The organism is Candidatus Zixiibacteriota bacterium (assembly GCA_034003725.1).
Classification (GTDB): domain Bacteria; phylum Zixibacteria; class MSB-5A5; order GN15; family FEB-12; genus WJMS01.
On sequence record JAVEYB010000009.1, the window covers coordinates 147,532 to 167,882 of the forward strand.

Genomic DNA, 20,351 nt, shown 5'->3' on the forward strand with positions numbered 1-20,351 from the left:
TTACTGCGTTTGCCGGGTCGGCTGCAGGCAATGCTGTATCAACTGCCGAATCTGATCGAGTTCGAACGGCTTGTGTATGTACGCGTACTCGGACGCCTCGATCCGTTCCACCGCCTTCTGATCCGGCAGCGAATCCGTTATGATGAATCGCAGGTCAGGGTAACGCGCCTCCAGTTGCTGTACCACCGTCATGCCGTCGATATAGGTCAGGTGCATGTCGCAGATGCACAGCGAATACGTCCGACGATCCAGCTCTTCGACCGCTTCCTCCGGATCCTCGGTCGAAAACACTTCGAATCCTTCTTCCTGTAGAAACTCCGACAACAGATCCCGCATCACCCGGCAATCGTCGATAATCAGTATGCGCTCCATGATTGTTCCCTCACCCCGCAAGTGCCAGATCCACCGTCTGCAGCAGTTCCTTGATACTGAACGGCTTCGACAGAAATGCAAACGCCCCGTGATTGACCGACTGACTCACCGTATACAGGCTCGAATATCCCGATATGATAATCACCCGCGCGTCGGGCCGAAGCTCCCGCGCCGCTTTGACAACTTCCTCGCCCGGCACTTTGGGCATCCGGAGGTCCGTGATCACCACATCGTAGGCTTTGTCCTTCATGTGCGTGATCGCTTCGTCGCCGTCGCTGGCCAGCGTCAGGTCGTAATCCTCGAGCACTTCCGAAAGGAAGTCGCGGATGATTTCCTCGTCGTCAACGATGAGTATCGATGGGACATGTGATGGCGTCATGACGCAGCCGACCGCCTGTCATTCGGTTATTTGTTCTTGTGCACTACTGTATCAGTATCGGACAGGCTGGGATGTTTCTGAAGCGGCAAGACAATAGTAAACGTGGCCCCTCCGTTCGGGGTTTCCGAAACGTTGATTTCTCCGCCGTGGGAGCGGATTATGCCGTAGCTGACCGATAATCCAAGGCCCGTGCCTTTCCCCACTTCTTTGGTCGTAAAGAACGGCTCAAAAACCTTTTTGATATTCTCCTGGGCTATCCCGCAGCCGTGGTCGGTAAATACCAGTTCGACCGCGCCGCCGAACTCTCCCAGCGCCGGGCTGTACCGGGAGTAGATTTCGATACAACTGCCCGGCGCCGACGCGTGCATGGCGTTGATCAACAGGTTGGTGAATACCTGCTGCAACTGGCCCGTATTGCCGCGAATCATCGGCAAATTCTTCGCCAGCGTTGTCCTGAGATCGATCTTGCTCAGCCGCAACTGGTGCTCCACAAACGATATCGTCTCTTCGACGGTCCGGTTGACGTCGATCTCCTCGAAGTCCTCCGTCCGCGACGAACGCGAAAAACGCAGCAGGTTCTGCACGATCGCCTTGCAGCGACGCGCCTGTACCTCGATATCCCGTACGTACCGAAGGTAACTCTCGATCTCCTTGGAGGTCGTTTTCTCCGGCACGTTTTTCTGCAGCTTCTCCAGCGTAAACTGCGCATATCCGAGTATCCCGCCGAGCGGGTTGTTCAATTCGTGGGCGACGCCGGCCGCAAGCTGTCCGATCGCGCTCATCTTTTCCGACTGGATCAGCTGCGCCTGGGCTTCCTCCAGCTGGCGCGTCCGCTCCACGATCTTCTGTTCCAGGTTCCGATTGTATTCCTCGATCTCGTTCCGCGATTGCCGCAGGGATTCGATCATCTTGTTGAACGTGGAGGCCAGATGGCCGATCTCATCGTGCTGGTTGATCTCCACGCGACGGCTCAGATCCCCCCGGCTCACCTGGTCCGTCACGGACACCAGTTCGGTCACGGGCTTGGTGATGGCGCTGATGATAAACGCCAGCAGCACGATCGTGGCCAGCACCACCAGCACCGTGAGCAGAATCGCGATCGTCTGCGCGCGCGTCATTTCGCGATTCACCGACTCCAGCGACAGGCCCAGTTCGATTGTCCCGATCTCGCGTTTCGACTGCTGACCGCCGTTCGACGGGTCCATGCCGCCCGTCATCCCCAGCGATTCCCGGTTGATTTGCTGCGTTTGGGACCACACCGGCGCAATAACCACCATGATCTCGTGCCCGTCGTTGGTCGTGAAGTAGCGGCGGTAGTCGCCGGCGTCGTGGAAGTCGCGACGGTCCGCAAACGTACCGGTCGTCGAGTCGACGTACCGCGTCCCCGTCTGCGACAGGATCACGCCGTCTGCGTTCGTAATTACGCAATAGTCGATTCCGTCGAAACGGGCGAGCACGCGCAGCAAATCGTCGAGTTCGTACGTCGACTCGAACAACACGCCGCTCTCGGCGTTGATCGACAGCATCTTCAGCAGCGTTGCGCCGTTGGATTCCAGTTCCTTGACGAAACTGCTCGAGTGACGCTTGATCAGGTAGCCCGAGACCACAACCATGCTGAACACCAGCATCGCGGCAACCGGCAGCACGAACTTCGTGCGAAGCGACAGCTTGAATATGCGGCCCAGGAAGCTCATCGATAAACCTCCTTGGCCACTGCCGCGAGTCGATCGGGCACCGTGATATTCAGTAAATTGGCGGTCTTCTCGTTGTAGTGAAACCAGATCACGTCCGGCGCCGTGACTTGTATCCGGCCCGGCTCCGCGCCGTCGAGCACGCGATTCACGATCTCGCCGGCCTGGCGGCCGATCGCTTTGTAATCGAAATCAAGGGCGAACAGGGCGCCCGACGCCACCACGTGACGCGAAAACCCCATCAGCGGTATCCCCGATTTCAGCGTCCGCATCAAAATAAACTTCGTCGCCTGCGGCGTGAACAAACGCGGATCCGCCACCGACCAGATTCCGTCAACCGTGCGCACCAGCGAATCCAGCGCCCGAGGCAGCTCTTTCTCGTCGGTGATTTTGATCGGCACGAGTTGCAGCCCTTCCTGCTCGGCCAGAACCTTCGACGGCGCGATCAGCGACGCCGTGCTGTCGGTATAGAGCACGCCGACCCGCTTGAGATTCGGCATCAACTCGCGGAAATACATGAACTGGGTCTGCGCCGAAATATTCAGTGAGGCGCCGGTGATGTTGCGCCCCGGTGAAGACAGCGTCTCCACGAATCCCGATATGGCCGGATACAGCACGGCCGAGAAAACGATCGGGGTCTTGGAGAAATTGTCCTTGGCGAAATCCGTGGCGAGCGAGCCGACGGTAAGAATGAGATCGGGATTGATCGACCGTATCGAGTCGGCCAGCATGCTGTCGTGGCCGGCATCGGTGACCACGAATTCAACGAACGCGGCCTCGGCGTGGGCATCGGCAATGACCCGGCGGGCGCCGCTGATCGTCCGCCGTGTCGAAGTGAGATTGTCGCTCGTAACGATCGCGATCGTCTCCGCTGCGGCATCTGACGCGAAGCCGAATAACAGAAGACCGAAACCGCAGAGCACCTGTCGCAGCGCGGGTTTCATACTGCCGGTACGATGCCTCACATGATATCCTGCTGGGAGTCAGCCCGTTACCGAATGGTCCCGCTGGCCGTACCTGTCCCATGCAATTCTTTCACAATGTATCGGGAATCACCTCCAAATCTTGATCTCCCCCGGCCGGCCGTGCCCAATTTGCCGCCTTTAACCCGTCAAGAAAACGTGGACCGGACCGATAACACGGGTAAGTGGATATTCGCGACAAGTACGGTAGTAAGGGAACGTCGCGTGAAAGCTTTCACGAGAAAAATTGAGTTGTTCATGAAACACAGAGCTGGGGCATTTCGCTGTACGGCACGTGTTCTCATCGGGGTCACGACTTGGCTGTCTATACTGGCCGTTTCCGGATTCGCCGGCGTTACCGGCAAGATATCGGGCGTGGTGAACGACGCTGATAGCGGTGACCCGCTGATCGGCGCAACCGTCCGCGTCGAAAGCACTAACCTGATCACCACGACCGACGAAGATGGTGAGTACTTCATCATCGGCGTCCCGGTCGGCAAGTACGACGTGTCCGTCAGTCACGTCGGATTCGAGGCGATCGCAAAGAAGGGCGTTCGGGTCCTGCTTGACCTGACCACTCCGGTTGACTTTGATCTGGTCCAGATGGCCATCCAGCTCAACCAGGAAGTCGTGGTGATGGCCGGAGAACCCATCATTAAGCGGGACCTGACCGAATCAAAAGTCATCTTTACCGCCGACCGCCTCCGTAACCTGCCCAACATCATCAGCGTTCAGGCGGTGCTGAACAATTATCCCGGCGTCGTTATCGACGGCGCTAACCAGCTGCATGTACGCGGCGGCCGCTCCGGGCAGGTGACGTATTACTATGACGGCTTCTCGGTTGAAGACCCGTTCGTGCTCAACACCGGCATCCGTATCATGCCCAGCGCTCTCGAAGAACTGTCGCTCACCTCGGGTGGCTTCACCGCCGAGTATGGCGACGCCTTGTCGGGCGTGGTCAGCGCCGTTACCCGAGAGGGTACCCAGCAGTACCACGGATCATTCCGCACCTACGAAGAATTCACCCATCCCTATCTTTTAAATGAAGCGGACTGGGGCACGCTGGACAACCGCGGTGATCGGGCGCTCGCCTTCGACCTCTCCGGCCCGATTCCCGGTCTCGATCCCCGGCGCTACAGCTTCTTCGGCGCCGGTGAGTATCTGCGCCAGACCGGCTCGCTGCCGCACAACTGGGCTACCGGCTACACCGGAATCGCCAAGCTTGCCGTCCGACCGACCAACAGACTCAAGCTCAAATCGACCGTGACATACTATGAGTCCGACGGCGCCGTGTATGATCACCGCGACGTCAACGGCGTGTCGTTTGATTTCAATCTCGACGGACTTCCGCTGTTTGAAAAGAAGGCGTATTTGGCCGGACTCTCCGGCACGTACTCCTGGTCCGAAAACGTCATCTTCTCCGCGCACTTCAATCACTTCATGACGCGGACGTATTCCGCCCCGCAGCATTTGATGGGAGTACACTGGCGTGACTGGCCGGGATACTCAGAGGACTCGCTTGGCGATTACAACGGAACGGTCCATACCGACAACTACAGCAACAGCATGAGCACGTCCAACCCGTACGAACTGGTCGGGTTTGCGATGGGCGACCGGTTTGACCCGACCTATCGCTATCGCGAGACCAAATACAACTCGGCCAGTTTCAATGTGGTCAGCCAGCTCGACAAGGTTCACCAGGTCAAGGCGGGACTCGAGTACCGGCGATACGACGTCTTCTGGGATTTCAAACAGTTCTATAATGTCAACCCCTATGGGGAAACCTACGCCAGTAAACCGACCTATGCGTCGTTCTTCGTTCAGGACAAAATCGAATACCGAGACTTCGTGGTGAACCTCGGCGTGCGCTTCGATTATAACAATTCCGACATCTCGTACAATTCGACCCCCGAAGACACGGTCGCGAAGTGGGTCAAGGCGTCCTCGAAATCCCGCTGGTCGCCCCGTATCGGCGTCAGTTTCCCGATCTCCGAGAAGTCGGTCATGCACTTCAACTACGGTGTCTATTACCAGTCGCCGCGGTTCACATACCTGTACACCAACCTGCAGGGGGATATCTCGTCCGGCCTGCCGCTTCTGGGTAATCCGGAACTGGAACCCGAAGAGACTATCTCCTACGAGCTCGGTCTGGACCACCTGATCGGCGAGGACCTGCGCGTCGATATTACCGCTTACTTCAAGGATATCCAGAATCTCGTGACGACGCGCGAGCTGCAGGCGCTCGACAACCTGACCGTCACCAAGTTTGAAAACGAGGATTATGGATCGGTGAAGGGACTCGATGTCGCGCTCGAATACCTGCCCGGTGAAAACCTGGTGTCCGGTTCCGTCTCCTACGGTTACATGATCGCGACCGGCATCGGATCCGACGCGCTCGAGCCGTACTACACCTATATCACCGACACGCGCGATACGTTGCCGCCGCTCAAGGAATACGCCCTCGACTTCGACCAGCGCCACACCGTCACTGCCGTGGTCGACTTCCGCGTACCTCGTCGGTACAAATCGAAACTCCTCGGCGTGAGTGTCCCCGACGCGTGGGGCGTGAACATGGTCGGCTATTATGGATCCGGCCTGCCGTACACCAAGACCGATGCCAACGGCAATCGGCTCAACGAGCGCAACGACAGCCGCCTGCCTGCCAACTACCGTGTCGATATGCGCCTCAACAAAGATTTCTATATCGGGAAGGGTGATAACTTCCTGACGCTCTTTATAGAGGTGGACAACCTGTTCAACCGGCGAAACGTCCTCAACGTCTACTCGTCGACCGGCCGACCGGACTACGACAGCTATACGCCGCAGGGCGGTCTGGCGCTGGACAGCGAGCAACTCGCCGCTCTGGATCGGTTGTACGATCACAACCCGTTGAACTTCTCCCTGCCTCGGACCATCAGAATCGGGACGGAATTCAACTTCTAGGCTGAACTATGAACATGTACGCAAACCTCTCTCGGATAGCCGTTCGGACCGTGTTCGTCGCGGTGGCGTTCTCGCTCTTCGTGAGCCTGCCGGTTCTGGCCAGGCATCCCGATGCTCCGGGACCCAACGATCCGCTCACCCCGCCGCCCGGATCGCCCGTCCGCACGCCGTCGCCCATTACGGTCGACCGCATCATTCACAATCAAGGTAACGTGGCGACCACGCTCTACAACTTCGGGTACATCTCCGGCTCCGAGGCGCTCGGCTTACCCGGCGGCGAATATCCGCGCAACTCCGGACATTACTATCTCGCCGAAATCCTCTACTGGATGGGCGCCGTCACTGCCTCCGGCGATACCGTGGTCGCCGACACGTACGAAGACTTCCAGGGCTTACCGGAACTGAGTCTCGCGGACAACCCGTACAAGATTCTGCTCTCTTCCGATACGACCCGCTACTATGACTATGACCCGGCCGACGACATCGGCGCGGAGCTCGGCAATCCGGCCTATGGATGGAGGGTCTGGAATGACTCGCTCAGCCAGTGGGTCTATGCGCTGAACTATGACCCGACCAACGATACGCTGGTCGAGGGAGGCCCCGTCTCCCTGCAGGACTCCCACTATCGGTTCAACGACGCGGCACTCGGATCGTCCTTGATGGGCATCGAAATGACCCACACCGTCCTGCAGTGGAACTACTGCTACAACGAAGATTTCCTGTTTGTCATACTCGAAATCACGAACAAGTCCGGTCAGGACTACACCGACTTCGCCTTCGGGCTGTACGTCGACCTCGATATCGGCGGTCTCGACGGCACCGGTGAAAACGGACGACTCGAAGACACCGTGGCCTTTGACTCCACGGAAAACCTCGCGTGGATCGCCGATGCCCAGGGATGGGACCCGGGATGGCGGGCCAAAACCGGTATCATGGGGACCAAGTACCTCGAGACCCCGCAGGACATCGGCATGACCGGTTTCTTCACCAACGACTGGGCGCTGCTCCCCGACGATGATCCCGGTCGCTATGCCGTCATCAACGACACCACCTTCTATACGTCCCTGCCGCCCACCGACCAGTTCTACGTGCAGGCGACACGCGGGATTGACTTCGCCGACGGCCAAACCATTCGCGTGGTCTACGCCCTGATTGCCGGCGACGACGAGGATGACTTCCGCGCCAACGCGGTCGCCGCCCAGACCCTGTACGACAACTTCTTTGTCGGGCCGCAGCCGCCCGCCGCGCCGCGCCTCAGTGCCACCGCGGGCAACCGCCGCGTCTACCTGCACTGGGACAACGTCGCGGAAACCAGCGAGGACCCGCTCACCGGCGAACAGGACTTCACCGGCTACAAGCTCTATCGCAGTTCCGACCAGGGTCTGACCTGGGGCGAAAAGATCTACAACACCGGCAACAACTGCCTGACACTCGACTACGAAACTGTGGCTGACTTCTCGGTCGCCGCCCCCAGCGATCCGATTCCGCATACCTTTATCGATACCGGCCTGTACAACGGCGTTGAGTACTGGTACTGCCTCGCCGCCTATGACAGGGGAGACCTCGACGCCGGTGTCGATGCCCTGCAGTCGGGTTTCGGCTCCCCGGGCCAGGCCCGCAACGTCATTCGCGTCACGCCGCGCAATGACGCCGCCGGCTACTACGACGCCGCATCCACCGTCGAACACGTCTACTCGGGCCCCGACCAGCCCTCCGAGGGTCAGGTCTATCCGATCGTCTTCGACCAGGCGGCCCTGACCAACTCCGAATACGCCGTCAACTTCAGTGAAGACCCGTTCGGCACCTACTGGTCGCTGATCAACACGACAACGGGGGATACCCTGCTGGCCGATCAGACCCACCAGGGCGGCGACGAAGGGCTGTTCGAAGTTACCGAAGGCGTGAGAGTTCTCGTGGCCAACGGCGACCGACTCCCGCGCTCTATCGCTCAAACCGGTTTCGCCGCCGGCGATACGACTCTGCTCGCCCGCACTTTCTACGGGCCGGTCGTTGTCTACCTGACCGGCAACGAGGATTATTACTGGAGCGACGCTCCCTTCCGCAATTACTACGAGTTGCGATACTCCGCCGACTCCAGCGTATGCCCCGATGTCTACGCCTACTGGTACGGCGGCGGCACGTATCGCGTCCCGTTTGAATGCTGGAACACGACGACCTCTCAGCGCGTCTCGCTGGCGGTCGATGACCTGAATTTGGACGGTGTCTGGCAGCCGAACGAACCGCTGGCGGTCGTCGACTACCCGTACGATCCGATGCAGGATCTCACCGCCGAAGCGTTCCCGTTCTTCTATAGCTGGATGATTGATCTCGATACCGACGCCTACGCACCGTCGGTCGGCGATGTCCTGACCATCGCGGGCGCGCCGCTCAACGGCCCGAACGACTCGTTTGTGTTCTCCACCGGCGGCGTCGATGCCGTCGCCGCAGGCAATTCGCTGCATCGCATCCGGGTCGTCCCCGACCCGTACTTCGTGCAGTATTCCTCGATGGTCGAGACGAACGAGGGAGAGTCGGTGCTCGAGTTCCAGAACATACCCGACAAATGCACGATCCGCATCTACACGCTGGCCGGCGATCTGGTGAACACCCTGGAGCACTCCGACGGTACCGGCACGGCGCGCTGGGATCTGCTGTCGACCAATCGGCAGCAGGTTGCGTCCGGCATTTACATTTACCACGTGGAATCTCCGTACGGCGACCACATGGGCCGGTTCGCGGTGGTCAAATAAAGGAGGCCTGAGGTGAAACGGTTACTTATCGCGCTGGTGGTTGTGGGCCTGGCGCAGAGCGCCTCGGCCGAATTCTCCAAGGCAGGCACCGCCGGCGCACAGTTCCTCAAAATCGGTGTCGGTTCCCGGTACCAGGGGATGGCCGAAGCGTCCGTCGCCGTCAGTTCCGATATCTACGCCATGTACTGGAACCCCGCCGGACTCGTCGAAATCGAAAACTCCGCCGTCAGCTTCACCAACGTGAACTGGCTGCTCGATATCGATCTCAACTACATCGGCTATGCCCGCAACTTCGAAGATGTCGGCGTGTTCGGTATATCCGCCATGATCCTCTCCATGGAGGAACAGGAGATACGCACATTCGAACAGCAGGACGGAACCGGCCAGACCTACGGCGCATCCTCATACGCCATCGGCCTCTCGTACGCCCGGCACCTGACTGCCAAGTTCGCCTTCGGCGGCTCGATTAAATACATCGGCGAAAAAATCGACTTCGTCAAATCTCACGGCGTCGCCGTTGATTTCGGTACCCTGCTCTACACGGGCTTCAACTCCCTCAGGCTGGGTATGAGTATCACCAATATGGGACCGGAACTGACATTCTCCGGCTCCAACCTCGAGGTCAGCTACAATCCTGGCGGCAGCGGCGGCGACGTGCTTGCCGAACTGCAGGCAACAGGCTACGATTTGCCGCTCGCCTTCCGCGTCGGCATGGCCTACGACTTCGAGTTCGGGCCGCTGTCGGTCCTCACGGTTTCCGCTGAGATGAAACACCCGAATGATCACGAACAACAGGGTGCGCTCGGCGCCGAATTCGGCTACGACAAGAAGTATTTCCTCCGTGGCGGGTACAAGTTGAACTACGATGAGGAGACCCTGGCCTTCGGCGGCGGTTTACATCTGCCGGTCAGCGGCCAGACCGCTCTTGTCGTCGACTACTCGTGGCAGGATTTCGGACGGCTGGAGTCCGCCCAGCGTTTTTCAGTCGGATTCACCTTCTGACCCGAATCGTCCACATACCCCAAAAAAACCCCGCTTTCGGGGTTTTTTTGTGACGAACGCATAGTATAATAGGATACATTTCTCGGAGTAGTCAGACGTTCAACGCACCGATGGAGGGCCCGGTTCGTGCGCACATTTGTTATCGCCTGTCTTGTCATTTCGATCATCCTGAGCATCACCCCCACCGACGGGGCGCTCGCCAACTCTCAGGCCATTAGGACGCTCGAAGAATACCTCGACCTGCTGTATTCCGGCAATATCGAGTCGGCGTCGATGCTCTGGGCTGAAGCCATCCAGGAACGCGGCGCTCGTTTCGGGATCGAATACACGGGCATCCCGATCAGACACGACTGCAACTCACCCTTCATCCGCAGCATGGACCGTATGCGCGAGATCGCCCTGTCCCCGGTGAGCCGTATCAAGACGATTTCCGGTAACCAGATCTATCAGCTGGAATTCGAAAAGGTGGTCGGACAGCAGGTGGTCAAACACGTTTATTACTGCTGGAATATCGGCGGCTACTATTGGCTGGCCTATCCCCAGGACTTCTATACGCCCACCTGGCCCGTCGTCGAGTCGAAATACTTCCGGATCCACGTCCACCCCGACAAACAAAAATATCTCAATCAGTGCGTCCTCGACGAGGCCGATCGGTTTGTCGGCGCCATGCTCGATACCCTCGGCATGTCCAGCGAACTGAAATCGGAGTTTGCCGAGAAAAAGATCGAGTACTTCTATGTCGATACCGACAGCACCATTGAAGCCTGGACCGGTCACCTGACCAAAGGCATGTACGATCTGCCGACCAACGATATCCTCTCGTCGGTCTTCCCGCACTTTCACGAACTGACGCACCTGTTGCTGAATGCGCGGTTACACTCGCTGCCGTTGTACACCCTGCCGTTGCTCCGCGAAGGTATCGCCGTACGGTTCGGCGGTCGGTGGGGAAAAAACTCGGCCGCCCTTATCGATCTGGGCGTGTTCCTCCAGCGCGAACAAATCGTCCCGCTTGATTCCATCCTCACCATGTCGGGGTTTGCCAATTATGCCGGGGCGGATATCGCGTACCCGGTCTCCGGAGTCCTGTCGTATTATCTGCTCGACCACCTCGGCCTGAAAAAATACATCGACCTGTATCTTGCATTCTCGGGCGAGTTCGACCCGATCAACAGCATGTCGCCGCCCGACATCCAGGCCCGATTCGCCGAACGATGCGGCTTCGACTCCTGGGAGGCGATGATGGTCGACTTCAACTCGTATCTGGACAAGACGCTTGCCGGTCGACAGGTCGCGCTCCCCGGCGCCGGCGACAACAGCAAACTCGTGATGAGCGGCGATGACTTCACCGTCACCAACGACCGTGACTGGCTGGCCTTCGAATTCACCATCGCTGCCGACGACAGTATTGCCGGTACGCTGCTCTGGGGAAAGGACGACCGTCTCACCGACAGGGCCTCGTCGCTGTTCGAAGAACACTTCGGCAACATGCTGTTTGCCGGGTTTCGGTACGCTGTCCGTTTCGACCGCAACGAAGCGGGTCTGTATGACTACGGCACCAACCAGTTGATGGCCAAATATATCTGGGGCATCACCCCGTCCGAGAGCTATCTCGACGAGTCGACGCGCACGATCCGTATCCGCTTCAAGCGGGACATTGTCGGAGAGGTTGTTCCGATAGAGAACGATTATTACCGTCTGCCGTTCTAGCCGCCGGACCTTCGCAGCTTCCTAGTCGAGCAGGTCGGGAGGACTCTCCATGTCATCCGACGAAGGGAGCCCGCGGTCCTGTCGAAGATCGTCCAGTTTGTTCAGGGGCCGTTCCAGTGCCCGCTGCCGCGTGGTCGTGAGTGCCTCGTACTCCCGCTGGGCGTCGGCAATCTTCTTGCCCATGCTATCCATCTTCTTGACAAACTCGCCCCACTGCTTCCGGAACCCCCCCAGCAGCGACAGGATCTCGTTCGACGTCTTCTCCAGGGCGAAATTATCCACCGCCTGACGAATCACCGCCAGCACCGCAAACAAGGTCACCGGCGAGCAGATAACGACCTTGCTCTTGAGAGCGGTGTCCAGAATCTCCCGGTCCTGCTCGTGGATGAAGGCATACACCTGTTCATTCGGAATGAACATCAGGACGTAGTCGACGGTATTCTGCTGCGGATTGATGTAGTCCCGGGTCGTGACTTCTTTGATGCGTGATTTCACGTCGCGAAGGAAATCGCTTTTGTAGCGCGCTTTGTCTGTCTCCGATTCGGTTTCGAGATAGCGAAGGTAGTTATCCAGCGGAAACTTGACGTCCATATTGAGACAGAGATTCGCGGGGAGAAGAAAGGTGAAATCCGGCCGCGACCCGGCGCCTTCAATGGACTTCTGCTTGCGATAGTTGTAGTTCTCGATCAGGCCGGCCATTCGGAGCACATCTTCGGCCATCCGCTCGCCCCATTGGCCTCGCACTTTGGTGCTCGCCAGCGCCTGCCGAAGCGCCTCCGTCGTCTGCATGAGACGTTGCGTCTGCTTGCCTGTCGTCTCGAGTTGTCCCGCCAGCTGACCGAACTTCGCCTCCCGGTCTTTTTCCAGTTCCTTCGCGACCGCCGACACCTTCTCCAGCTCCCTGGTGATCTGCTCGAGCTGCTGATCGATCAATTGCTTTTTGCCGTCGAGCTCGCGGGAATTCGCGCTCCGCTGCGACTCGAACCGTTCGTTGGCCAGCTTCAGGAATTCCTCGGTCGACTGTGACAGCGCCGTCCGCGACAGGCTGCCGAAGTCAGCCCTGACGTTGGCCAGCACCGCGTCCAGTTCCGCTTTGTGCCGCGCCTCATTTTGCGCGAACAGCTCATCGGCGAGCCGCTTGGCCTCGGCCGCCTGCCCGCGACGCGCGAACCACATGATCGCCGCCCCCGCCGCAATACCGATTACCACCGCCGCCAGCGCCGTTATCCAGTCCATGAATCTCCTGTTCCCTCACGGCTGCAAGGCCGTCTTGAGCGTTTCCATCCGCCGCCGCACCCGTGTCGTGTCCGGATCGGCGGGCCCGATATCGAGAAACCTGCCGTAGAAGTAAATCGCATCGGTCGCCAGCCCTGCCCGGTCCGCCAGCACCCCTTTGACATACCAGGCGTGCGCATGAAGTGAATCCTGCGTGAGGCGGTCCGTGGCCAGTGAATCCGACGTCCGATAATCCCCGGTGCGAAGCGTCAATAACATCCGGTCGGTCATGATGAACGTGTCCGCGGGAAAGTACCGTCGCGCATACTCCAGCGCATCGAGCGCGCTGTCCGGCTTGCCCAGCGTCCGATAGTATTCGTAGCGCAGCACCAGCGCCTCCCGATTGTACGGCTCCAATAGAAGAGTCGAGTCGATCTGCGGCCTCGCCAGGTGAGGCTGCCCCATCGACAGCTGGGTGCGTGCCAGCACCGCCCGTGGCTCCCACCAGAACGGATACCCCGCGATCAACTGGTACAGGCGCGGAATCGCCTCGTCGCTGCGCCCGCTGCCCGCCAGAAACAAACACCCCTGCAAATGAATGAACGCTTCCGACTGCGTCGAAAGCTGCTGCTCCCATTCGGAGGCCCGGGCGAAGTCCCGACGATAAAAATGCGCATCGCGAAAGGCGATCGCTACAGACTGATAGTACCCCGGGTGCGCCGACACATATGGCTCCACCGCCCTGTCCGTCCGGTCGAGGTTGACGTAAACCGGTAGATAGGCCGTCGGCAGTATAACAGCCACCGCCGCGACCGCCGCCACCTGCCGCACGGGCAAAACCCCCACCGTCGATGACCCCAGAAGCGCTGCGGTCGCCAGGCTCACCGGGGCGAGGTAGGCCGCAAACCGGGGGAGATCGAGCGGCATGCTGTGCACCGGGTCAAGAACGAACACCAAAATCGCGCCACCGGCGGCCGCCAGCCATGCTGCCACGACAGCCGCGTCGCTGCGGAACTCCCGCAGCCTGCGAATGGCAATCCACTTGTACAGCACCACCAGCGGAGCTGCAAGAAACAGCAGTTGGACGTAATCACCGATATGCCGGGCGGAGAACAATCCATAATCACCGAACGGCTTCTTGCCGTCGAGAAAAAGAACCTGCGATGCGACCTCGAGCGAACTCCCGGCCCGCATGTACAGCGCCACTGTCAGCGCCACCAGCGAAGCCCCGGCAGCAACGAGACTCAAGGCCGTCGCGCGACCCTTCCCGACCAGCACGACCAGCGACACGTAGAGTACGGCAGGTATCAGGTACGCAAGAGCGCTGTGGAACATCACCCCGACAATCAGAATCAGCCACGTCGTCACCAGCCGCCGCGTGTTTCCCGTCATCGCCGATTCAACCGCCAGCGCCCCCACCCACATGGAGAACGCGACAATTATCGACTCAACGCCGATATACCCGAAATATAACAGCGTCTGCGGTCCGAAAAACGCGAGTATAGCCAGCCAGACTCGACGCGTCGCGTCGTCGGTCAACACGCTCGCCAGCCGCCACGCGGCAGCCAGGGACAACATCGCACCGACAAAACCGATAACCTGCCACACCAGCACGCCGGCGCGCGTTGTCTCCATCCCCAAACTCGTCAGCAGACAGTGAAACTGATCGGCCAGCAGCATGGCGCCGAACTCGAACCACCGATAGACCACCACGCCCCCGATCCGCTCGGCATGCGCAATCTCCCCGATCCGCGTGTTGGCGCCGGAGAATACGAATGAATCAAAACGAAACAGCCACAACGCCAGAAGCAACCCCGCCGCCACTGCCAGACGCCGGCGCGTCGTACCGGCCGCCCGGTCCAGACTATCTGCATACCGATAAGCGACAATGCAGGCGCCTGCGACCGCAGCCACCCACAGCGGACCGAAATACCACGGCAGGTGGCTCCAATGAACGAATGACCAGTTGTTGGTGAAAAGATGTAGCCCCAGCCAGCGCCCCGCGACAAACAGCGCGATCAGCCCGGCCAACGCCCCCAGCGTCCCTGCCCGCTTCCCGGTGGACATAGATGACTCTCTAATAGTTCTGCCGGCCCTCGAGCGCCCGCGCCAGCGTGATGGCATCGGCATACTCGAGATCGGACCCCACCGGCAGTCCCCGCGCAATCCTCGTGACCGTTATCCCCAGCGGCCTGATCAGCCGAGACAGGTACGCCGCTGTCGCTTCCCCCTCGACATTCGGATTGGTCGCAATGATGACTTCTTTGACGTCCCCCGTCAGCCGCGCCATCAGCTCCTGCATGTGCAGATCATCCGGACCAATTCCGTCAAGCGGGGAGAGCCGCCCCCCCAGCACGTGAAACAGCCCGTTGAACCCCTCCACCTTCATCAGCACCGAAAGATCCGCGGCCTCTTCAACCACGCAGATTACATCCCGCTGCCGCCGGGCGTCGGTACATAGCGAACACGGGTCGGTCTCTGATATATTAAAACAGGTCGAGCAGAACCCCACCCGCTCCTTGACCTCCTGGATCGCCTCCGCCAGCTCCATCGCCTCTTCCTTCGACGATTTGAGGATATGGAACGCCAGCCGCGCCGCTGTCTTGCGCCCGATCCCCGGAAGCCGCGCCAGCCGGTTGATGAGCCGCTCTACCGATCCCGCCGATTCAAACATCGTCCTGTGTGCTCAGAATGGAAGGTTGAGGCCGGGAATGTTCATGCCGCCCGTCAGCGATGACATCTGCTGCGCCTGCAGCTCCTGCACCTTCTCCCGGGCCTGGTTGATCGCCGCGATTATCAGATCCTGCAGCATCTCGACATCATCCTTGTCCACCACTTCCGGATCGATCGCGATCGACAATACGTCGGACTTCCCGTTGCAGACCACCTTCACCATGCCGCCCCCGGACGACCCTTCAACCTCGGTCCGCTCCAGTTCCGCCTGCATCTCTTCCATCTTGGCCTGCATCTTCTGCATTTGCTTCATCATATCGCCAAGTCCGCCGCGTCCCATGCCGTGCTCCTTTGCTGTATGGTCACACTTGCTCTCATTCCACTTTTCGAATGCCGATTATCTCTCCGTCGACCTTCTCCAGCAGACTGCGAAGCCGCTCGGATTTCTCGATCAGCCTGTCGGCGTCTTCCTTTTTCACCCGTCGCGGTATCTCATCCGGTACGGTCTGATCCGCCGTGTTGTCAACCGCAAACGTCACCGTCAGGTTATACCCGAAATGCCGTTGCAGCGTCCGCGTGATGAGCCCGAGGTTCTCCTGCTTTTGGACGAGTTGCATCGATGCGTCCTCGGAACTGGAAAACACCAGCTCGATACTGCTGTCCGCGACCGACCGGATCCGCGCCATGCCCAGCTGCGACGCCACCATCGGGTTGTCGCTCCGAAGCCGCGTCAAAAAGCCGTCCCATTCCGCTTTGACCTGCGCCAGATTCGGCGCCCGCCGTACGAATGTCACCGAGCGCGACTCGGTTGGCTCCGACGGTACTGCCGGCGGCCGCGACTGCGGCACGGCGCTTACCGCGGCCGGTTCAGGATTTTTTTTTTGAGCCGAGCCGAACAGGTCCGTGCCGCCCGACGGCGGCGGCGACGGGACCGCCCCTGCCTGAAGCTGCGCGAGGATGTCCTCGAAACGAACGGTCGATTCCATCTCCGCCATCTTTACGCCCGCCACCTCGATCAGCAGCCGTTCGTCCAGGCCGCTCTTGAGATCCGCGTTCAACTCGCCGAGAATCTTTATCATGCGAAGCAAATCGCCGGTCGTGAAGTATTTGGCCTGCTCCTCATACACCGGCTGCTCGCTTTCCGATATCGCGAGAATATCCAGCCCCTCCGGGTCGCTCTGCAGGATCATCAGTTGCCGAAGGTGCTCCAGCAATTCCTGCACGAAATCGGCCACATCCACGCCGCTGTCAAACAACTGCCGCGTCAGCCTGAGTACGGCCCGTCGGTCCGATTCCGCCACCGACCGCGTGTACTCGAACAAAAACGCCCGGTCGACCAGACCCAGCGCGCTGATCACGTCCTGCTCCGTCACCCGGTCGCCCGCAAACGCCGACACCTGGTCCAGAAGCGACAGCGAATCCCGCACCGACCCGTCGGCCTTCCGCGCAATCATCTTCAGCGCCGCCTCGTCGGCCGCAAACCCCTCCTTTGCGGCGATATCCCCCAGATGCCGGGCAAGGTCGTCAATCGACACACGACGAAAATCAAAACGCTGCGTCCGCGAATGAATCGTATCCGGCACCTTGACCGGCTCCGTCGTCGCGAACATGAACACCACGTGCGACGGCGGCTCCTCGAGCGTCTTGAGCAGCGCATCAAACGCCGAACCGGACAACCGATGAACTTCGTCGATAATGTAAATCCGCTTCAGTCCCGAGGTCGGCAGGTAGCGCACGTTTTCCCGAAGCTGCCGTACGTCGTCCACTCCCGTATTCGAGGCCGCGTCGATCTCGAGCACGTCCAGCGATGACCCCGAAGTAATCTCGACACAGGCCGGACACGTCCCGCACGGCGTATCGGTCGGACCATGAACGCAATTGATGGCCTTGGCCAGAAGCCGGGCGACTGTCGTTTTTCCCGTCCCGCGCGGCCCGCAGAACAAGTACCCGGACCCTATCTTGTTGTTTTTTATGGCGTTACGAAGCGTCCGGGTGACATGCTCCTGCGCCACCACCTCGTCAAATGATTGCGGTCTGTATTTTCGGGCTAGTACCAGATAGCTCATGGTCCGCCAATATACGAAAATCCCGGCCGACCCCGAAATCATATTTTGCCCGGCAGCTGCGGGCTGGACTGAAAAGCGCACTGTCACGCGACCTCGCCTCTTTCCGTGCTGTCAGGCGACCCCGCCTCTTTCCGTGCTGTCAGGTGACCTCGCCTCTTTCCGTGCTGTCAGGCGACCCCGCCTCTTTCCGTGCTGTCAGGTGACCTCGCCTCTTTCCGTGCTGTCAGGCGACCCCGCCTGACAGCCCCCCCACGCAAGTGGCCGACTATCAGACGGTCGCCCACCCGCCGCGGCGGGCTGTGGGTTCTACACGATCAAGGGAAGCCCGAAAAAACCGCTTGGCGGCCGGAGTTCGATCTGTTATCGTTCAAGCTCGAAAAGCGCACAGCCGAGCGCGTGGTGTCAGGCGACCCCGCCTGACACCACGAGTTCGGACGCAGAATTCGATGGGGCCGTAGCTCAGTTGGGAGAGCGTCGCGTTCGCAATGCGAAGGCCGCCGGTTCGATCCCGGCCGGCTCCACCAGATTTGATCGTGTGCTAGACGGGGAGCTAGCGGTGCCCTGTAACCCGGAACCCGCTATACCGGGGTTGAATTCCCACCCGAGGGTTTGTGGATCGCGTGCAGACAGCGGGTAAGCGGTGTTGATGATCGGGTCCCGTACAACATGAGGCTTTTGAACCCCGTCAGGACCGGAAGGTAGCAGCGGTAGAGAGTGACTCGTGTGTGTTGCGGGTTCGCCCGGTTTGAGCTGGCTGTTCGATGGCTGTCGTGGTTGCGGCTCGACGGTGGGTGCACACGTAAATTCCCAAAACCCCTCGCACATCCGCGAGGGGTTTTTGCATCCGTAGCCCTGCACTCCGAGGTAACTTTCGAGCACCCCACCGCTCTGCGGTGGGAATGAACCACGAGTACCCCACCGCTCTGCGGTGGGAATGAACGACACTCATCCTGTTTCGGTAGCCACGATTAACACACAAGTCGCATAAGAGATATCACACAAGGAGACCACCCATGCAACTCGGAAACTTCTCCATCAGCCTCACCGTCAAAGACATCCACACCTCAAAAGCCTTCTATGAGAAATTCGGATTCACCGCCGTCAGCGGCAATATCGAACAGAACTGGCTCGTCATGAAAAACGGCGAGGTCAAAATCGGCCTCTTCCAGGGCATGTTCGATAAAAACATCCTCACCTTCAACCCCGGCTGGGACTCCAGCGCCCGAAAGCTCGACTCCTTCACCGATGTCCGCGAGCTGCAGAAGCAACTGAAAGCGAAAGGCGTGACCATGACGGTCGAGGCCGACGAATCCACCACCGGCCCGGGGTACTTCACTACGGTCGACCCCGATGGCAACCCGATCCTCGTCGACCAGCACGTGTAATCCGGCTTGACGACGGATCTTTCCATTAGCCTTGTCTGACGCGAGATTTGAACTAAAAGGTTGGAAACAACATGAGCGAGGAAGAAGGTCGGAGGCTGCTTCTCGACGAGGCCCGACAGTGGTCTGCAAAGAGCTTCGAAGAACTCCACTCTCTCGGTAAAGATTATCGAAAGTCTTTCGATATGGCGACAGAGTCCGGAGACTACGTTCTGGAGGTGAGTTTCCTTGAATTCGCGAACGACTACGTCCACGTACTTCTGGTGATGTCCGGCACGGGTATCTCCGAATTTGTTCCGCTGACCTCCGACTTCATCTTCCATGCTGGTGGGACGGTCGATGTCGATCTGGCAGACTGGAAGTCATCAACCAACCCCCCGTATCCGACCTCCCATGGTGGTTTCACTGTGGTGCTTTTTGTTGCGTCGATGTTTGTGTTTCTCGTTATCTCGTTGTCCTCCCGGGCGTTGACCGGACTTGCCATCGGAGCCCTCATGTACGCGCTGGGCAATTGCATCAGCATGCTCGTTCACGGATTGCTGACGACACGGTGGCGGCGTTACGCCCGATACCGGAGATATTTCGCGATCCTGACTATCATTGCAGCTGCAAGCGCAGGTTACCTCTTGACCCGGTAACGGCTCGGACTGAAAGTAGTCCGACACACTGTGATGCTCCAACTTGAATTGTAATCACGAACACGAATCTGGGTTCTCATTCCTTGCTCCTGCACACCTGTGGCAACTATACGGCGTTCGGTGTCCGCGCTCGTGCAAACCACCATCCGGGAAGCGTGCCGTGCCCGTGACCTTGGTCACGGTGAGCGCACCTCCCAAACGAAAGATCTCCGTGCCCGTGACCTCGGTCACGGTGAACCAGCCTCCCAAACGAAAAATCTCCGTGCCCGTGACCTTGGTCACGGTGAACCAACCTCCCAAACGAAAAATCTCCGTGCCCGTGACCTCGGTCACGGTGAACCAGCCTCCCAAACGAAAGATCTCCGTGCCCGTGACCTCGGTCACGGTGAACCAACCTCCCAAACGAAAAATCTCCGTGCCCGTGACCTTGGTCACGGTGAACCAACCTACCAAACGAAAAATCTCCGTGCCCGTGACCTAGGTCACGGTGAACCATCCTCCCAAACGAAAAATCTCCGTGCCCGTGACCTAGGTCACGGTGAACCAACCTACCAAACGAAAGATCTCCGTG

The 20,351-nt window shown here is 59.4% G+C and carries 16 protein-coding genes, 1 tRNA gene and 1 other RNA gene; 8 read left to right on the forward strand and 10 right to left on the reverse strand.

Annotated features, from left to right (window positions below; genetic code table 11):
- The 4 genes from RBT76_11425 to RBT76_11440 are packed head-to-tail and all read right to left on the reverse strand — an operon-like array spanning position 1 to position 3,407.
- Positions 1-372: a response regulator gene (locus RBT76_11425; GenBank protein MDX9858394.1), complete on the reverse strand. Its 372-nt coding sequence runs from the start codon at positions 370-372 to the stop codon at positions 1-3.
- A gap of 10 nt (positions 373-382) precedes the next feature.
- Complete coding sequence (locus tag RBT76_11430) at positions 383-751, reverse strand: response regulator (protein MDX9858395.1); 369 nt, start codon at positions 749-751, stop codon at positions 383-385.
- Between the two features lie 26 nt (positions 752-777).
- Complete coding sequence (locus RBT76_11435) at positions 778-2,445, reverse strand: ATP-binding protein (protein MDX9858396.1); 1,668 nt, start codon at positions 2,443-2,445, stop codon at positions 778-780.
- Entirely contained in the window at positions 2,442-3,407 is a 966-nt protein-coding gene (locus tag RBT76_11440; GenBank protein MDX9858397.1) for an ABC transporter substrate-binding protein, read from the reverse strand. Before RBT76_11440 ends, RBT76_11435 begins: the two co-directional genes overlap by 4 nt.
- A 255-nt stretch (positions 3,408-3,662) precedes the next feature.
- On the opposite strand from RBT76_11440, the gene RBT76_11445 reads away from it, so the two are divergent.
- The 4 genes from RBT76_11445 to RBT76_11460 all read left to right on the forward strand — a co-directional run bounded on the left by RBT76_11445 (position 3,663) and on the right by RBT76_11460 (position 11,806).
- On the forward strand, positions 3,663-6,347 hold the full coding sequence (locus RBT76_11445; GenBank protein MDX9858398.1) for a TonB-dependent receptor: 2,685 nt from the start codon (positions 3,663-3,665) through the stop codon (positions 6,345-6,347).
- 8 nt (positions 6,348-6,355) lie between these two features.
- Positions 6,356-9,097: a hypothetical protein gene (locus tag RBT76_11450; protein ID MDX9858399.1), complete on the forward strand. Its 2,742-nt coding sequence runs from the start codon at positions 6,356-6,358 to the stop codon at positions 9,095-9,097.
- 12 nt (positions 9,098-9,109) lie between these two features.
- The gene (locus tag RBT76_11455; protein MDX9858400.1) at positions 9,110-10,099 is read left to right on the forward strand and encodes a PorV/PorQ family protein; all 990 of its coding nucleotides are present in this window, start codon (positions 9,110-9,112) and stop codon (positions 10,097-10,099) included.
- 126 nt (positions 10,100-10,225) lie between these two features.
- Positions 10,226-11,806 (forward strand): hypothetical protein, encoded by a 1,581-nt coding sequence (locus RBT76_11460; GenBank protein ID MDX9858401.1) that lies wholly within the window; start codon positions 10,226-10,228, stop codon positions 11,804-11,806.
- Between the two features lie 21 nt (positions 11,807-11,827).
- Here RBT76_11460 and rmuC read toward each other — a convergent pair whose 3' ends face one another.
- The 5 genes from rmuC to dnaX are packed head-to-tail and all read right to left on the reverse strand — an operon-like array spanning position 11,828 to position 17,760.
- Entirely contained in the window at positions 11,828-13,042 is a 1,215-nt protein-coding gene (gene rmuC, locus RBT76_11465) for a DNA recombination protein RmuC (protein ID MDX9858402.1), read from the reverse strand.
- Between the two features lie 15 nt (positions 13,043-13,057).
- Positions 13,058-15,088 carry a hypothetical protein gene (locus RBT76_11470; GenBank protein ID MDX9858403.1) on the reverse strand — a complete coding sequence of 677 codons (2,031 nt, stop codon included), beginning with the start codon at positions 15,086-15,088 and terminating at the stop codon, positions 13,058-13,060.
- Between the two features lie 10 nt (positions 15,089-15,098).
- A complete protein-coding gene (gene recR / locus RBT76_11475) occupies positions 15,099-15,695 on the reverse strand; it encodes a recombination mediator RecR (GenBank protein ID MDX9858404.1) in 597 nt (198 codons plus the stop codon).
- Between the two features lie 12 nt (positions 15,696-15,707).
- The gene (locus RBT76_11480) at positions 15,708-16,034 is read right to left on the reverse strand and encodes a YbaB/EbfC family nucleoid-associated protein (GenBank protein MDX9858405.1); all 327 of its coding nucleotides are present in this window, start codon (positions 16,032-16,034) and stop codon (positions 15,708-15,710) included.
- Between the two features lie 34 nt (positions 16,035-16,068).
- On the reverse strand, positions 16,069-17,760 hold the full coding sequence (gene dnaX / locus RBT76_11485) for a DNA polymerase III subunit gamma/tau (protein MDX9858406.1): 1,692 nt from the start codon (positions 17,758-17,760) through the stop codon (positions 16,069-16,071).
- A gap of 448 nt (positions 17,761-18,208) precedes the next feature.
- On the opposite strand from dnaX, the gene RBT76_11490 reads away from it, so the two are divergent.
- The 4 genes from RBT76_11490 (at position 18,209) to RBT76_11505 (ending at position 19,780) form a co-directional block, all read left to right on the forward strand.
- Positions 18,209-18,284, forward strand: a tRNA-Ala gene (locus RBT76_11490).
- A 9-nt stretch (positions 18,285-18,293) separates the two neighbouring features.
- Positions 18,294-18,559: signal recognition particle sRNA large type (ffs, locus tag RBT76_11495), an RNA gene on the forward strand.
- 214 nt (positions 18,560-18,773) lie between these two features.
- Positions 18,774-19,145, forward strand: coding sequence for a VOC family protein (locus tag RBT76_11500; protein MDX9858407.1), 372 nt, complete (start codon positions 18,774-18,776; stop codon positions 19,143-19,145).
- A gap of 71 nt (positions 19,146-19,216) precedes the next feature.
- The gene (locus RBT76_11505; protein MDX9858408.1) at positions 19,217-19,780 is read left to right on the forward strand and encodes a hypothetical protein; all 564 of its coding nucleotides are present in this window, start codon (positions 19,217-19,219) and stop codon (positions 19,778-19,780) included.
- A 54-nt stretch (positions 19,781-19,834) separates the two neighbouring features.
- On the opposite strand, the gene RBT76_11510 is transcribed toward RBT76_11505, so the two are convergent.
- Complete coding sequence (locus RBT76_11510) at positions 19,835-20,233, reverse strand: hypothetical protein (GenBank protein MDX9858409.1); 399 nt, start codon at positions 20,231-20,233, stop codon at positions 19,835-19,837.
- Between the last annotated feature and the right edge of the window lie 118 nt (positions 20,234-20,351).

Coding starts and splice junctions, on each gene's coding strand:
- RBT76_11425 (MDX9858394.1), bottom strand. CDS start 372: ATGGAGCGCATACTGATTATCGACGATTGCCGGGTGATGCGGGATCTG.
- RBT76_11430 (MDX9858395.1), bottom strand. CDS start 751: ATGACGCCATCACATGTCCCATCGATACTCATCGTTGACGACGAGGAA.
- RBT76_11435 (MDX9858396.1), bottom strand. CDS start 2,445: ATGAGCTTCCTGGGCCGCATATTCAAGCTGTCGCTTCGCACGAAGTTC.
- RBT76_11445 (MDX9858398.1), top strand. CDS start 3,663: ATGAAACACAGAGCTGGGGCATTTCGCTGTACGGCACGTGTTCTCATC.
- RBT76_11450 (MDX9858399.1), top strand. CDS start 6,356: ATGAACATGTACGCAAACCTCTCTCGGATAGCCGTTCGGACCGTGTTC.
- rmuC (MDX9858402.1), bottom strand. CDS start 13,042: ATGGACTGGATAACGGCGCTGGCGGCGGTGGTAATCGGTATTGCGGCG.
- RBT76_11470 (MDX9858403.1), bottom strand. CDS start 15,088: ATGTCCACCGGGAAGCGGGCAGGGACGCTGGGGGCGTTGGCCGGGCTG.
- recR (MDX9858404.1), bottom strand. CDS start 15,695: ATGTTTGAATCGGCGGGATCGGTAGAGCGGCTCATCAACCGGCTGGCG.
- RBT76_11480 (MDX9858405.1), bottom strand. CDS start 16,034: ATGGGACGCGGCGGACTTGGCGATATGATGAAGCAAATGCAGAAGATG.
- dnaX (MDX9858406.1), bottom strand. CDS start 17,760: ATGAGCTATCTGGTACTAGCCCGAAAATACAGACCGCAATCATTTGAC.
- RBT76_11500 (MDX9858407.1), top strand. CDS start 18,774: ATGCAACTCGGAAACTTCTCCATCAGCCTCACCGTCAAAGACATCCAC.
- RBT76_11505 (MDX9858408.1), top strand. CDS start 19,217: ATGAGCGAGGAAGAAGGTCGGAGGCTGCTTCTCGACGAGGCCCGACAG.